Raw genomic sequence first — 13,552 nt, 5'->3', positions numbered from 1 at the left:
TTCAAATAAGATATTATAATGCTAGGGATGGCCCATGCGCGCCATTCCACATCCCGCTCTGAAAGACGTCACTCTCACTCAGGTGCTCTATGCGCTGAGCGATCCAGTCCGGCTGGGCGTCGTGAGACAACTTTCACAGGAAGGGCAGTCCACATGCTCGGCACTGGATGGCGGACGGCCAAAGTCCAGTATGTCCCACCACTTCAAGGTCCTGAGAGAGGGCGGTCTGGTTTTCACCCGTACGGACGGGCCAGCACACCTGAATGAGCTGCGTCGTGAAGAGATCAATGAGCGGTTTCCGGGGCTACTCGATGCCGTATTGGCCGCATCGGACGAACAGGGCTGATGGCAGCATAGTTGATCCGCTGTCGAGGATCGCTGCCCGGCAGGCGAGCAATTCAAAAGCCAAACAGTGTAGACTCTGATGAAATTGAGCACGGATGCTCAGAGAAACCTATTGTCAATTCGGCAGGTTTCTCAGCATCAACAGCCGATTTCCCGGCGTATAGGCGATAATCTTTTCCTGCTCCAGCGCATTCAGGACAATCATGATTTCGTCCTGCGAAAAGCCATCAGCCTTCATCGGGGTGAAGATATCGTTCAAATTGATCGATACCTCAGGTGCTGCCTTGAGGGCACGCAGACGTCCTATCAGGGCCACTTCTATTTCTGAGAATCTGCTCATGTCGGCCTTATAAGCGTTTTTCCACCAACTTGTCTCCACTGATTGCGCAGCGGCCACCCCAGCGCCCTGCTATTGAACGCTGGCGGAGCGGCAAGCCTGCTGCCGGAGTGGCGCTAATGAGCGCCGTTATCTGCCGTTTTCCTTTCGCCACGCCGCGAACATATCGAGATTGTTTTCGTCGGTGGCCGGATAAAGGCCGATGATCGTGTGCCCGTCCTTGACCCGCCCGATGACGAAATCTTCGTAAGCCGTCATCTCGACTGCCTCGTCAGCCACGTCATCGGCGATTTCTGCCGGGATGATGATGACGCTGTCGTCGTCACCGACCACGATATCTCCCGGAAACACCGCCACATCGCCACAACCGATTGGAACGTTAATGTCGATCGCCTCGTGCAAAGTCAGATTTGTTGGGCTGGACGGGCGGTTGTGGTAGGCGGGTATATCCAGCTCCCCGATGGTTTTTGCATCACGAAAGCCCCCATCTGTCACCACGCCTGCCGCTCCGCGCACCATCAGGCGGGTGATCAAAATGTCACCGGCGGAAGCAGCGCGCGCATCCTTGCGGCTGTCCATGACGAGCACGTGGCCCTGCGGGCAGGTCTCGATGGCATGACGCTGTGGATGCTCCGGGTTGAGGAAGACCGACATGGGATTGCGGTCCTCACGAGCTGGCATGTAGCGCAATGTGAAGGCTGGCCCAACCATGTTTCGCCCCTTGGGCAAGACAGGCCGGACATCTTGGATCGTCTGGTTTTTCAGACCACGCTTGTAGAGCGCCGAGCAGAGTGTTGCGACGGAAACGCCCATCAGTTTTTCACGGGTTGCAGGGTTCATTTTTCTCTCCTCACGGATTGCTCAGTTGATCTCGGGCTCGGGCACCTTCGCGCCGAAGTCCGTCTTCAGGAAATCGAAATCGCAGCCCTTGTCGGCCTGTTCGATGTGCTTGGTGAACATGAAACCATAGCCCCGTTCGTAGCGCGGCTCAGGTGCGATCCACGCGGCGCGGCGTTCTGCCAATTCGGTTTCTGGCACCAGCATGTTGAGGCTGCGCGCCGGAATATCGAGTTCCACTATGTCGCCCGTCTTCAACAGAGCCAATGGCCCACCGACGAAGGCTTCGGGCGACGCATGCAACACGCAGGCGCCGAAGCTGGTACCAGACATGCGGGCATCGGAAATCCGCACCATATCGCGCAAGCCCAGTTTCAACAGCGCTTTCGGCATCGGGATCATCCCCCATTCCGGCATGCCGGGGCCACCTTGGGGTCCGGCGTTGCGCAAAACCAGAACCGTGTCAGGCGTCAGCGGATAATCCGGATCATTGATGATCGTCTTCAGTTCCTCATAGCTGTTCGCCACCAGCGCCGGACCTCTATGCGTATGGAACTTCGGATCGCACGCGGCAGGCTTGATCACCGCTCCATCCGGGCACAGATTGCCCTTCAGCACCGCCAGCGACCCCTCGTGATACACAGGGTTGGACAGCGGGCGGATGACATCCTCATTCCAGATTTTCACGTCTTCCAACCCCTCAACCAGAGGCTTGCCGGTGACGGTGATTGCGGTGGGGTCGAGCTTGTCGCCAAGCTGTTTCATCAGCGCGCGAAGCCCGCCCGCGTAAAAGAAGTCCTCCATGAGGTAGGTCGTGCCTGAAGGGCGGATATTGGCGATAACAGGCGTCGTGCGACCAATGCGGTCCAAGTCGTCGAGTTCCAAGGGAATGCCAGCACGCCGGGCCATGGCAATCAGGTGAATGATCGCGTTGGTCGAACAGCCGGTTGCCATGGCAACGGTCACCGCATTGTTGACTGCCGCCAGCGTAATCACCTTGTCGGGGGTCAAATCCTCCCACACCATCTCAACGATGCGCCGACCACAGTTGGCGGACATGCGCTGGTGGTTTGCATCCGCTGCCGGAATTGAAGATGCATTTGGCAGCGTCAGCCCCATCCCCTCGGCGATCGCCGTCATGGTCGAGGCCGTGCCCATGGTCATGCAGTGGCCATAGCTACGGGCAATGCCACCTTCGATCCCCTGCCATTCCTCCTTGGAAATCGTGCCTGCCCGCCGTTCGTCCCAATATTTGAAACCATCTGTGCCGGAGCCCAGCGCCTTACCGGCATAATTGCCGCGCAACATCGGTCCGGCTGGCAGATAGATGAACGGAATGCCCATCGATACCGCACCCATGACCAGACCCGGGGTCGTCTTGTCGCAGCCGCCCATCAGGACCGCGCCATCAACCGGGTGCGACCGCAGAAGCTCTTCCGTCTCCATGGCCAGCATATTGCGATAGAGCATCGTCGTCGGCTTGACGAAGTTTTCCGACAGCGACAGCGCGGGCAGTTCCATGGGGAAACCACCCGCCTGCAAGACACCGCGCTTTACCCATTCCACCCGCTCGCGAAAATGCATGTGACATGGCTGCGCATCCGACCATGTGTTGATGATCGCGATGATGGGACGGCCTTCCCAGTCTTCTGCCGCGTATCCCATCTGCATCGTTCGTGACCTGTGCCCGAACGACCGCTGGTCATCCGGCATCATCCAGCGCGCTGAGCGAAGTTCCTCGTACGTCTTTCTGTCTGCCATTCCAAACTCCTGCGCCGGTTGGCGCTTCTGTGGGATCGAGCCGATCCGTTATTCGGTGAAAGCCTCTTCACGCTTGCGGCTGATACTTGGCGAAAGCACAAGTGCCAGAACGACAACGGCGAAAATCAGCAGCGACAGACTGAGCGGACTGCGCAGGAAGATCGATGGATCGCCCTGGCTGATCAACATGGCGCGGCGCAAATTCTCCTCCAGCATCGGCCCGAGAATGAAACCCAGAAGAAGCGGCGCTGGTTCGAACCGCATCTTCGAGAGCGCAAAGCCGATGACGCTGAAACCTGCCATGACAAACACATCGAAGACGCTGTTGTTGATGCTGTAGGCACCGATGCAGCAAAAGCCGATGATCGCCGGAAAGAGAAGATGGTAGGGGACGGTCAGCATTCTAACCCACAACCCGATCAGTGGCAGGTTGAGGATAACCAGCATCAGATTGCCAGACCACATCGAGACGATCATGCCCCAGAATAGTTTTGGCTCGTCCGAGATAACATTCGGGCCGGGGGTAATGCCCTGAATGATCATCGCCCCCACCATGAGTGCCATGACCGGATTGCCGGGAATGCCGAGCGTTAGCATCGGAATGAATGATGTCTGCGCTCCGGCATTGTTGGCCGATTCCGGTGCGGCAACGCCCTCTATCGCTCCCTTGCCGAACTCGGCGCGGTTGGGCGACACACGCTTTTCCAATGCGTAGGAGGCAAAAGAGGCCAGCATGGCTCCGCCGCCTGGCAGCACACCGAGAAAGGAGCCAAGTGCTGTCCCACGCAGGACGGGCGCGATGATCCGCTTGAAATCCTCTTTGGTCAGCATCAGTCCGGTCACTTTCTTGACGCCGACCGACCGCTCCTGCTCATTCTCCAAATTGCGCAGTATCTCGCAGATGCCAAAGATACCCATACTGACGGCGACGAAATTCAGCCCATCATAGAGTTCGGGAATACCGAAGACATAGCGGGGTGTACCACTCTCAACGTCCGTGCCGATGGTCCCGAGGATCAAGCCGAACACGATCATCGCGAAAGCTTTCAGCAGCGAACCACTGGCAAGCGCAACCGACGCAACGAGACCGAGAACCATCAGTGAAAAATACTCGGCTGGTCCAAAATTGAGTGCAACGGCGGCAAGCGGAGGTGCGGCGACAGCAAGCAGAATGGTCGCCACGGTTCCAGCAAAGAAAGAGCCCAGCGCCGCAGTCGCAAGTGCAGCGCCCGCCCGACCATTGCGCGCCATCTGATACCCGTCGATCGCAGTGACGACGGAGGAGCTTTCACCCGGAAGATTGATGAGAACGGCGGTGGTAGAGCCGCCATATTGCGCGCCGTAAAAGATACCGGCCAGCATGATGAGAGCCGATTCCGGCGGAAGACCGAAGGTAATCGGCAAAAGCATGGCGATGGTCGCGGTCGGTCCGAGGCCAGGCAGCACGCCGATGGCGGTGCCAAGCAGACAGCCGATGAAACCATACATAAGGTTCATCGGCATGAAAGCGGTCGAGGCACCGAGCCAGAGGTTAGAGAAGATATCCATATGCAATCCAATCCGGTTTCGTCAGCTGGCCGAAAGGCTCTGGAAGCGACCTCAGCCGAGTTCGCCGATGAACGGCATCCAGGGACCGAAGGCTGCGACGGGAAGCGAGAGGAGCTTTGTGAACAACAGAACGGAGCAACCAGCGAGGAAAAGCCCAAGCGGGATGGAATGGCGCCAGTTGGCATATCTGCTCGCAGTGGCAACGCCGACGATCAGCAACAGCATGGTGGGCGCAAGACCCAGCCCCGAAAGCAGCAGGCCGAAGCCGATCGGTGCTGCGATCACAAGGCTGGAAGCCTTCCAGTTCCAGACTTCCGGCTCGTCGTCCTCAGCATCGACCATCATCGATTGCACGATGATCAGCCCACCGATCACCACAAGTATGAGGCTGAGCATGATCGGGAAATAGCCTGGGCCCATCTGGAAGGAGTTTCCAACTTCCAACTCTTGACCGAACCAGATGAACACCAGTCCGACGCAGATCATCGTCACTCCGCCGACAAAGTCGCGGCTGTTTCTAATTCTCAGCATGTCTTGATACTCGCAGATGACAGGAGGGGCCGGTCAGGGGGTAACCGACCGGCCAGTTACCCTATTGCAGAGGAACGTTGGCGGCCTTGATGACCTCGGCCCACTTCGCCGTTTCCTTGTCGATGAAGGTCTGGAACTCCGCTGGCGTGTTGCCAACCGGCGTGACACCCATCGCCTTGAGCTTTGCCTGCATGGCCGGATCAGCGATGATCGCCTGCACCTCGGAACTCAGCTTGTCGACAATTTCCGGTGGCGTGCCGGGAGGCGCGAAGAGACCGTGCCATGAGGTTGCCTCGAAACCGGGAATAACGCTTGCCATCGTCGGCACGTCGGGAAGGAGGTCGGCCTTTTCAAGGCTCGTCACCGCCAACGCTTTAAGCTTGCCAGCCTTCACCTGCTGGGCAGCTGTCGGGATGTTGTCAAACATCATGTCCACATGGCCAGCCACGACATCAAGGATTGCCTGGCTGCTGCCTTTGTAGGGCACGTGAGTAATCTTTATGCCCGTCTTGGTGGCCAGAAGCTCACCCGCCAGATGGATTGACGTACCGACGCCGGAAGACGCATAGGTGTGCTTGCCCTGGTCCGTCTTTAAGAACGCGATGAGCTCCTCGACAGTGTTCGCCTTGATCTTGTCCGGGTTCACGACCAAGACATTCGGCAGGCTGGCGATCAGCGAAATAGGCGCAAAGCCTTTTTCCTTGTCGTAAGGCAAGGTCTTGTAGAGTGTCTGGTTGATCGCATTCGAGCTAACAGTGCCCATGCCGATCGTGTAGCCGTCAGGCTTGGACCGAGCGAGATCGCCAAGACCAATATTGCCACCGGCACCGGGTTTGTTTTCAACGATGAAACGTTGACCCAGCCGCTTATCAAGCTCTTCGGCGACGAGACGCCCGAACGTATCGGTATTGCCGCCTGCGGCGAACGGCACCACCACGGTCACGGTTTTTGTCGGGTAGTCCTGCGCGTGGCCCACCTGCGAGGTAGCTGCATAAAGTGCGACGGTCGCGCTCGCAAACGCCAAGAAACGCTTGAGCTTCATGATAATTCCTCCTCTTGCCCGGCCTCCTGCCGGTCCCACGCCTCCATCCCTCGAAACCCTCCTGCCGAAGAAATGGAAGCGCTTTCATTTTAACTTCAAAATCTGACTCCGCAACTGTTGGAAGAATTTTTTATTATCAAATAAATCATGTATTTAAGACTCAATATCGCAGATAATAAAATGATCACTTGCCTACATCGAAAATGAAAGCGTAAATCATTTTAACAGGGATGTTGGCAATGACTGGACGCGATAGAGAAAAATACAGCACGACGAATGGCCCGGTAACGCTTGCTGATATTGCAAAGCTGGCCAGCGTTTCACCCGTCACGGTTTCCCGTGCAATCAATACACCTCATCTGGTCAAGCCTCGGACACTGGAAGCAATCGAACGGGTGATTGCCAGGACCGGTTATGTGCCAAATCTGTTGGCAGGTGGCCTCGCCTCCCGCAAGACTCGTCTCATCGCTGCGATCGTCCCGTCCGTCGCCAGCACGATTTTCGCCGAGACCATCGAGGGATTAAATGCCGAACTCGTGTTGGCCGGTTACCAGCTGCTCCTCGGCCTTTCTGGTTATGACCCAGCGCGGGAACAGGAACTGACCCGGGCGATCCTCGCGCGTCGCCCCGATGGCATCATCCTGACAGGCATCACCCACCTTAAGGAAACCCGTGCCATGTTGACCGGTGCCGGACTTCCCATCGTCGAGATCTGGGATTCTACCCCCTCGCCGCTCGATACGGCGGTTGGATTTTCGCATTCCGGTGTGGGTGCGCTGGTTGCCGACCATCTGCTCATCAGAGGCTACGACCGGTACGCGCAGATCGGCGCCAATGACCCCAGAGCAGTCCAGAGACGGGACGGCTTCATCCATCGCTTGCGAGGGCTTGCAGATGTTGAACTGCCGGATATCGAAATGAACTCGCCGTCTACCTTCAAGGACGGGCGCGAGGCGATGGCGCAACTGCTGGATCGCGGAACAGGCTCACTTGGCGTTTTCTGCTCGTCTGATGTCGTCGCGCACGGTGCTCTGGCTGAAGCGCATGCGCGCGGATGCAGCATGCCGAACGACCTCGCTATCATCGGCTTCGGTGATTTCGACTTTGCACCTTATACCCATCCGCCGCTGACCACCGTACGCATCGATCGGCGCGATATAGGCACCAAGGCGGCGCGCGCCATCCTTCGGAAGATCGAAGGTGACGAGACTGTGGAAGCGATGATCTACATCGACTTCCACATCGTTGCCCGCGGAACGGCCTGAGCTTCGAAAAACTTACGGGCGCTTGCCGAACTCGGCAACGCCACGTGTCCAATGTCCGGCCTGTTCGGACAGGGTAATCCCGAGGCCAGGGCGGTTCGGCACCAGCATGCGCCCACCCTTGATCTCCAGCCGTTCGTTAAAAAGCGGATCGAGCCAGTCAAAATGCTCTACCCATGGCTCAAGTTCATAGGCTGCGGCTAGATGGAGGTGGATTTCCATGGCAAAATGCGGCGCGAGTTGCAGCTTCTTGGCTTCTGCCAGCGCGCAAATTTTCAGGAACTGGGTAATGCCGCCGACGCGTGGCGCGTCCGGCTGAATAAAATCGACGGAATTATTCTGGATCAGCGAAATATGCTCCAGCACGCTTGCCAGCATTTCACCGGTCGCAATTGGCGTGTCGAGTTGTGCCGCTAGAGCAGCATGACCCTCAACATCATAGGCATCGAGCGGCTCCTCGATCCAGGTAAGATTGTAAGGCTCCATCATTCTGCCGAAGCGCATGGCCGTTGGGCGGTCCCACTGCTGGTTCGCATCGATCATCATCGCCGTGCGTCCGCCGATCTTGTCATGGACAGCAGCAACGCGCTTGAGATCGACCGCCATGTCTGGCTGTCCGACTTTTATCTTTATGCCGCCAATTCCAGCCTCGATAGATTGTTCGACATTGTCGAGAACCTCTTCGATTGGCGACGAGAGAAAACCGCCTGATGTGTTGTAGCACCGAACGCTATCGCGATGGGCGCCGAGGAGCTTGGCAAGGGAAAGACCCGCGCGCTTGGCCTTCAAATCCCACAGGGCAATGTCGAAAGCCGCAATCGCCTGTACCGCAAGACCGCTGCGACCGACCGATGCACTCGCCCAGCACAGCTTGTTCCAGAGCTTGCCGATGTCGTTCGGGTCCTCACCGATCAGGACGTGGGCAATCTCCTTGGCATGTTCGTATTGCCCCGGACCACCTGCCCGCTTGGAGTAACTGAAGCCGATACCGCTATGGCCCTGTTTTGTCTCTATTTCAGCAAACAGAAACGCCACTTCTGTCAGAGGCTTCTGTCGCCCGGTCAGCACCTTGGCATCGCTGATCGGCGTCTTGAGAGGCAAAAAGATCGAAGAAAGCTTGATCCAGGCAATGCTGTCCGCCTCAAACGAGGTCTGCAATGATCTCGTCTGTGCCGTCTGCGTGTCCATATTTCTTCACCCTTTTTGCCTCAATCGCTCGCGAAAAGCGCCTCTTACTTGACCAATACCTCCTTGATCCATTTAAGTCCAAATCGAATATTGACGCAAATCGATACAGGAATTGAATAGATGCTGGACATGGGACAAGTAAGATCCTTCGTTGCAGTGGCCTCTGAACTGAATTTCAGCCGTGCCGCCAGACGTCTGAACATGACTCAGCCTCCGCTGAGCCGTCAGATACGTCTGCTAGAACAACAGTTGGATGTGGTGCTGTTTGAGCGAAGTAGCCGACGCGTTGCACTGACACCCGCGGGGCACACATTTTTATCCGAGGCACAAAAGCTTCTTGCCCAAAACGATGCAGCAGTCACGGCGACCCGCCGAGCGGCCCGTGGTTACACCGGCACAATCCGGATCGCCTTTGTCGGTGCCGCGACATACGGCTTTCTCCCCGGCTTCATCGGTGCAGTTCGCGCTGCGGCGCCACATATCGAACTTGAATTGGTTCAGATGGAGACCTCCGAACAACTCCGCGCAATCAATGCCGGTGATGTGGATATGGGCCTCTCACGCCCGCTCTCCGGGCAGCATCATCTTCAGAGCATCTGCGTTTTACGCGAGCAACTGATGCTTGCCATACCCAGATCGAATGCACTAGCATCGAGGCGGCGGCCCGCACTATCTGTGCTGAATGGCGAGCCATTCATCATGTTTTCGCCCGAGGCGCGCTATCTTCATGAAAAGCTGACACGACTGATGGCGGAGCAATTAGTTACGCCCCGCATCGTTCAAAGCATGACACATTCGCAGGCCATCCTCTCGCTGGTGAGTGCTGAAATCGGCTTGGCGATCGTGCCCGAATGCACGCAAAATGCCTGCTTCGACAATGTCGTCTTTCGACCTTTGGATTTGCAGCACGAATGCACCGCTGAACTCCACACTATCTGGAGCGCTGAAAATGAGAGTAAAATTCTGCCGGAAATCGTGGGCCTTGCGAAATCTGTCATTCATCGAGCGTGACACGGCTCAGAAGTTCCGATGACCGCTGGGAACTTAAGAGCATCCATATGATGGGAATTGCGCATAGAGAAACGGCAGCGGCGACGAAGAACACCGTGTGATAGCCGAAGCGTTCCGCTATCGCTCCCGCGCCGATACCTCCCGCCATGCTGACGATCCCATCCATGCACTGGAAGAGCGTAAAATCCACGCCCGCCTGCCGCGGATCGGACCAGCCCATGAAACAAGCATAGAGTGCCACAAAACCCACCGACATGATGCCAGACGAGCTTGTTACGGCAACCATCATGACGATCCAATGCGCAGTTTCACGGTGAAGACTAAACCACGCGAAGGCAGAGAGCAGAAATATCTGGGCGACAATCGATAAAACGAGGACACGTTGTGCCCCGTAAAGTCGCACTAGAAGACCGCCCAGGAGTGCACCACCGAAACCGATGATCATGCTCCCTGCGCCATTGAACGTTCCCAGAGTGGCCAGATCAAAACCGTAATCCACCAGAAAAGGGCCAAGCATTGCCAGACCCCATTTTTGGGCCGCCACATAGACCGCAGCGATGACGAGGCCTTTTTGAATTTGGAGGCGTTTAAGTGCCTGGATCATCGATGGCGTAGTTTCGCGCGTCTCGACCTTCGCTTTCGCGGCTGGGCCAAAAACGAATGGCAATGCCAGCAACAACAACAGACCCGCCATCACCAATGTCGCGCTTCGCCATCCGTAGTAATCGACAAGGACAAGAAACAGACCAGCGCCTATGGCGGAACCAAGATAGGAGCCTCCGACCTGGGCGGCATTTCCCCATCCATGATGTTCTGCCGCCAGCGTCTCGACCGCGTATCCGTCACAGGCAATATCCACGGTTGCCGTAACGACCGCGACAATAAACAGAATTGCGATTGCCATACTCACCGGTGATGGGCCTGCAAAAGCAAGAACGACAAGCCCACATGCGCAAACGACGACGCCTACGCCCACGATGATAAGAGAACGGTTTTTGCCCACCTTCGGCAATCGGTAACGCTCTATATAAGGCGACCAGAGAAACTTCAGAGCCCACGGCAGAACGATCAGATAAAGAAGCCCGATCTGGTCCAGCGGAAGCCCAGCCGTCCTGAGAACGGCTGGCAGACCGAGAAACGTCAGTCCACCGATGATACTCTGCCCGACATACAGCCCGCCTACGGCCATAAAAACGGCTATGGGCGAAGGCCTGTCAGTTTTTAAATTTTGGCGCAGCATCAGAAGCGATACTTGACGCTGGCAACCACTTTTCTACCTTCATCGTAGTAGCAGAAGCCAGCCGTGCAGACCTGATTGACCTCGTTCAACAGATTTGTGGCATTCACCTGCAGCTTCACACCGTCCATCGCACTGTTCAGCTTACCCAAGTCATATCGCACAGCCGCGTCGACAAACGTACGAGCACTGTTATTGAGCACCGGAGTATGAAGATCGTCACCGAAGCTCGATCCGACAGAACGTATGCCAGCGCCTATACCGAGCCCTTCCAATGCGCCACCCTGCATCTCGTAATCTGCCCACAGCGAGAACGAATGATAGGGTGCCGAATTGAACTGATTACCAACGGTTTGCGCAGTCAGTTTTTTAATTTCGGCGTCGTTGTAGGAATAGCCTCCGGTGAAGCTCAGGCCGTTGTCGAGCGAGGCCGTGACCTCGAGTTCGACACCACGGGATCGGAGATCGAGTTGCCGCAAGACATTTCTATTCACCGAGGTGTCGAACGTGTAGACACTGGCATTCTTCAAATCGATGTCGAAATAAGCTGCAGAAATGAGAATGTTCTCGTCGGGCACCTCATATTTCAGTCCGACTTCGTATTGCTCACCCAGCGTTGGTTCCGCTTGAGCCGTGGCACCGAAGGGCACGCCAGGATTGGCCAGATACGAGGTACCGTAGCTGATGTAAGGCATGATATTCCACGGCGTGACGTAACCTATCGAAGCCCGCCACGTCGTTTCGCTATCGTTTCGGGCGTAATTGACGCCGTCTTTCGAAAACTCGCTGTCATGCCAATCATGGCGAAGGCCTAGCCCGATGCGCCACGCGTCTATCTCGATCTGATCTTGAACGTAAACGCCGATGGCGTTTTGCTTCTGGCGTTCCAAAACGTTTGCAACTGGAACATAGGTAAACGTGTCGGTAAACTGTGTCCCACCACTACCCTGTCGGGATTGGTATTCCATAAAGCTATAATCTACGCCGGCGATGAGCTTATGCTGCGCTTTGCCAGTTTCAAACTCACTCTCAAGGTAAGTGTCCGTGGATACGCCTTTGTTGTCCTCATAAACAACCCCAGGCCAAGCATCGAAAACATACTCTTGGTCAGACGACAGCGCCGAGTAGCGCAGCTTGTGATGCAATGTCAGCCCTTCGTTCAGCTCATGCTCGAGCTCGTAACCAATCCGCCACTGCTTCTGTCTGAAATCGTTGAAACGAGGATCGCCGCCGTAAACAGGCGTCGCTCCCGATGAAAGACCATCGGGGCCGTAATTATTGATGTATCCCCACGTTCCGCCAGTCGTGGAATCCATATATTCGCCAAGAACGGTGAATTTGGTGCCCTCGTCCGGTTTCCAGGTGATAGCAGGCGCAATCATGACGCGATCGTCTTTGACCGCTTCGATTTCATTACGAGCGTCGCGCCCGACCCCTGTCAGCCGATACAATATGGAACCATCATCCGTCACTGGGCCGGAGAGATCGAACGCGGCCTGAACGCGGCCATAGGAGCCGTATTGCAGTTCGATCTCACGGAGGTTCTCTTCGGTAGGCCGCTTGGAGATGATATCGACCAGACCGCCTGCGCTACTTGCACCGTAAATCGATGCCGCCGGTCCACGCAAAATGGTCAACGCTTCGATACCGTAATTTTCCAGACGAAACAGGCCATTGGGGCTGTTTATCTGGCGCAAGCCGTCACGGAATACGCCAGTGTACTGAAGGTCAATTCCTCTTACACGAAATGAGTCATATCTTGGCTCTCCGCCAAACTGACCACCACGGGCTCCGGGCGTGTAGCTTATCGCTTCGGTCAAATTCTGCGGCTGCCGGTCATCCAGTTGCTTCCGGCTGACCAATGACACGGACTGCGCCGTTTCCGCGACCGGCGTGTCCGTCTTGGTTGCGGTGCGACCGGACTTGGCGACATATCCGTCCGTCTGCACGATGCCCTCGACGCCACTCTCCCCGGCGCCCTGAACCACGATCGTTTCCAAAACCGTGGAGCCATCAGTGTTTGCAGCAGTTTGATTTCCAGCAGAGGACGGATCAAAAATCCGAACGGTGTTCGAGCCGGTAATCGTGAAATTCAGACCGGATCCCGCAAGAAGTTGGGTCACCGCCGCAGAAACACTGAGAGGTCCGCGAACGCCCTCTGTCGTTTTACCTCTGGTGATCGCAGACGGGTAAAGCATGCGCAAATTGGCTTGGCGACCAAGTGTGAGAATAGCGTTTTCCAACGGCCCTTCGGGAACTGATAGGGTGTTTGCAGCAGGTGTCGACGTGGCACTTTGGGCCACGGCATATGTTGCTCCAGACACATTTGCGATCGACAGTCCAACAATCGCGGTCGTTGTTAGCCAGAGTCGCTTATGGGTCCGTTTCGCAAAAGTCATCGTATGTCCCTTCCACCTGATCAGCAGTTCACTGCGCAACGGCGCAATGCGTTC

12 protein-coding genes are annotated in these 13,552 nt (G+C 56.4%); 3 read left to right on the top strand and 9 right to left on the bottom strand.

The window, feature by feature from the left end; genetic code table 11:
- Positions 1-34 precede the first annotated feature (34 nt).
- A complete protein-coding gene (locus QRN55_RS02350; RefSeq protein WP_284774491.1) occupies positions 35-346 on the top strand; it encodes an ArsR/SmtB family transcription factor in 312 nt (103 codons plus the stop codon).
- A gap of 114 nt (positions 347-460) precedes the next feature.
- On the opposite strand, the gene QRN55_RS02345 is transcribed toward QRN55_RS02350, so the two are convergent.
- The 6 genes from QRN55_RS02345 to QRN55_RS02320 form a co-directional block, all read right to left on the bottom strand.
- Positions 461-685: a hypothetical protein gene (locus QRN55_RS02345; protein ID WP_284774490.1), complete on the bottom strand. Its 225-nt coding sequence runs from the start codon at positions 683-685 to the stop codon at positions 461-463.
- 126 nt (positions 686-811) lie between these two features.
- Entirely contained in the window at positions 812-1,522 is a 711-nt protein-coding gene (locus tag QRN55_RS02340; protein ID WP_284774488.1) for a ribonuclease activity regulator RraA, read from the bottom strand.
- A 21-nt stretch (positions 1,523-1,543) separates the two neighbouring features.
- A complete protein-coding gene (gene araD, locus QRN55_RS02335; RefSeq protein ID WP_284774486.1) occupies positions 1,544-3,280 on the bottom strand; it encodes an L-arabinonate dehydratase in 1,737 nt (578 codons plus the stop codon).
- 48 nt (positions 3,281-3,328) lie between these two features.
- Positions 3,329-4,828: a tripartite tricarboxylate transporter permease gene (locus QRN55_RS02330; RefSeq protein ID WP_162694504.1), complete on the bottom strand. Its 1,500-nt coding sequence runs from the start codon at positions 4,826-4,828 to the stop codon at positions 3,329-3,331.
- A gap of 51 nt (positions 4,829-4,879) precedes the next feature.
- Positions 4,880-5,359 carry a tripartite tricarboxylate transporter TctB family protein gene (locus tag QRN55_RS02325; protein WP_284774483.1) on the bottom strand — a complete coding sequence of 160 codons (480 nt, stop codon included), beginning with the start codon at positions 5,357-5,359 and terminating at the stop codon, positions 4,880-4,882.
- A 61-nt stretch (positions 5,360-5,420) separates the two neighbouring features.
- Entirely contained in the window at positions 5,421-6,401 is a 981-nt protein-coding gene (locus tag QRN55_RS02320) for a Bug family tripartite tricarboxylate transporter substrate binding protein (protein WP_284774481.1), read from the bottom strand.
- 239 nt (positions 6,402-6,640) lie between these two features.
- Between QRN55_RS02320 and QRN55_RS02315 the strand changes: the two genes are divergently transcribed.
- Positions 6,641-7,666 carry a LacI family DNA-binding transcriptional regulator gene (locus QRN55_RS02315; protein WP_284774479.1) on the top strand — a complete coding sequence of 342 codons (1,026 nt, stop codon included), beginning with the start codon at positions 6,641-6,643 and terminating at the stop codon, positions 7,664-7,666.
- Positions 7,667-7,678: 12 nt separating this feature from the next.
- On the opposite strand, the gene QRN55_RS02310 is transcribed toward QRN55_RS02315, so the two are convergent.
- Positions 7,679-8,851, bottom strand: a complete 1,173-nt coding sequence (locus QRN55_RS02310; protein WP_284774477.1) for an L-talarate/galactarate dehydratase — start codon at positions 8,849-8,851, stop codon at positions 7,679-7,681.
- A 120-nt stretch (positions 8,852-8,971) separates the two neighbouring features.
- Here QRN55_RS02310 and QRN55_RS02305 point away from each other — a divergent pair, with 120 nt between their 5' ends.
- Positions 8,972-9,862 carry a LysR family transcriptional regulator gene (locus QRN55_RS02305; RefSeq protein ID WP_284774475.1) on the top strand — a complete coding sequence of 297 codons (891 nt, stop codon included), beginning with the start codon at positions 8,972-8,974 and terminating at the stop codon, positions 9,860-9,862.
- On the opposite strand, the gene QRN55_RS02300 is transcribed toward QRN55_RS02305, so the two are convergent.
- On the bottom strand, positions 9,846-11,102 hold the full coding sequence (locus QRN55_RS02300; protein WP_284774473.1) for an MFS transporter: 1,257 nt from the start codon (positions 11,100-11,102) through the stop codon (positions 9,846-9,848). The genes QRN55_RS02305 and QRN55_RS02300 overlap by 17 nt on opposite strands.
- A complete protein-coding gene (locus tag QRN55_RS02295; RefSeq protein ID WP_284774471.1) occupies positions 11,102-13,498 on the bottom strand; it encodes a TonB-dependent siderophore receptor in 2,397 nt (798 codons plus the stop codon). Before QRN55_RS02295 ends, QRN55_RS02300 begins: the two co-directional genes overlap by 1 nt.
- Positions 13,499-13,552: the final 54 nt, after the last annotated feature.

The sequence above is a fragment of the Agrobacterium sp. lyk4-40-TYG-31 genome (assembly GCF_030209855.1).
Lineage (GTDB): Bacteria > Pseudomonadota > Alphaproteobacteria > Rhizobiales > Rhizobiaceae > Agrobacterium > Agrobacterium vaccinii.
The sequence above is the reverse complement of the archived record's forward strand: the minus strand, read 5'-3'. Positions and strand labels throughout refer to the sequence as shown.

What these genes read in the sequence shown, in the direction of transcription:
- QRN55_RS02325 (WP_284774483.1), bottom strand. Translation starts at nt 5,359, where the DNA reads ATGCTGAGAATTAGAAACAGCCGCGACTTTGTCGGCGGAGTGACGATG.
- QRN55_RS02340 (WP_284774488.1), bottom strand. Translation starts at nt 1,522, where the DNA reads ATGAACCCTGCAACCCGTGAAAAACTGATGGGCGTTTCCGTCGCAACA.
- QRN55_RS02300 (WP_284774473.1), bottom strand. Translation starts at nt 11,102, where the DNA reads ATGCTGCGCCAAAATTTAAAAACTGACAGGCCTTCGCCCATAGCCGTT.
- QRN55_RS02310 (WP_284774477.1), bottom strand. Translation starts at nt 8,851, where the DNA reads ATGGACACGCAGACGGCACAGACGAGATCATTGCAGACCTCGTTTGAG.
- QRN55_RS02350 (WP_284774491.1), top strand. Translation starts at nt 35, where the DNA reads ATGCGCGCCATTCCACATCCCGCTCTGAAAGACGTCACTCTCACTCAG.
- QRN55_RS02315 (WP_284774479.1), top strand. Translation starts at nt 6,641, where the DNA reads ATGACTGGACGCGATAGAGAAAAATACAGCACGACGAATGGCCCGGTA.
- QRN55_RS02345 (WP_284774490.1), bottom strand. Translation starts at nt 685, where the DNA reads ATGAGCAGATTCTCAGAAATAGAAGTGGCCCTGATAGGACGTCTGCGT.
- QRN55_RS02305 (WP_284774475.1), top strand. Translation starts at nt 8,972, where the DNA reads ATGCTGGACATGGGACAAGTAAGATCCTTCGTTGCAGTGGCCTCTGAA.
- araD (WP_284774486.1), bottom strand. Translation starts at nt 3,280, where the DNA reads ATGGCAGACAGAAAGACGTACGAGGAACTTCGCTCAGCGCGCTGGATG.
- QRN55_RS02295 (WP_284774471.1), bottom strand. Translation starts at nt 13,498, where the DNA reads ATGACTTTTGCGAAACGGACCCATAAGCGACTCTGGCTAACAACGACC.
- QRN55_RS02320 (WP_284774481.1), bottom strand. Translation starts at nt 6,401, where the DNA reads ATGAAGCTCAAGCGTTTCTTGGCGTTTGCGAGCGCGACCGTCGCACTT.
- QRN55_RS02330 (WP_162694504.1), bottom strand. Translation starts at nt 4,828, where the DNA reads ATGGATATCTTCTCTAACCTCTGGCTCGGTGCCTCGACCGCTTTCATG.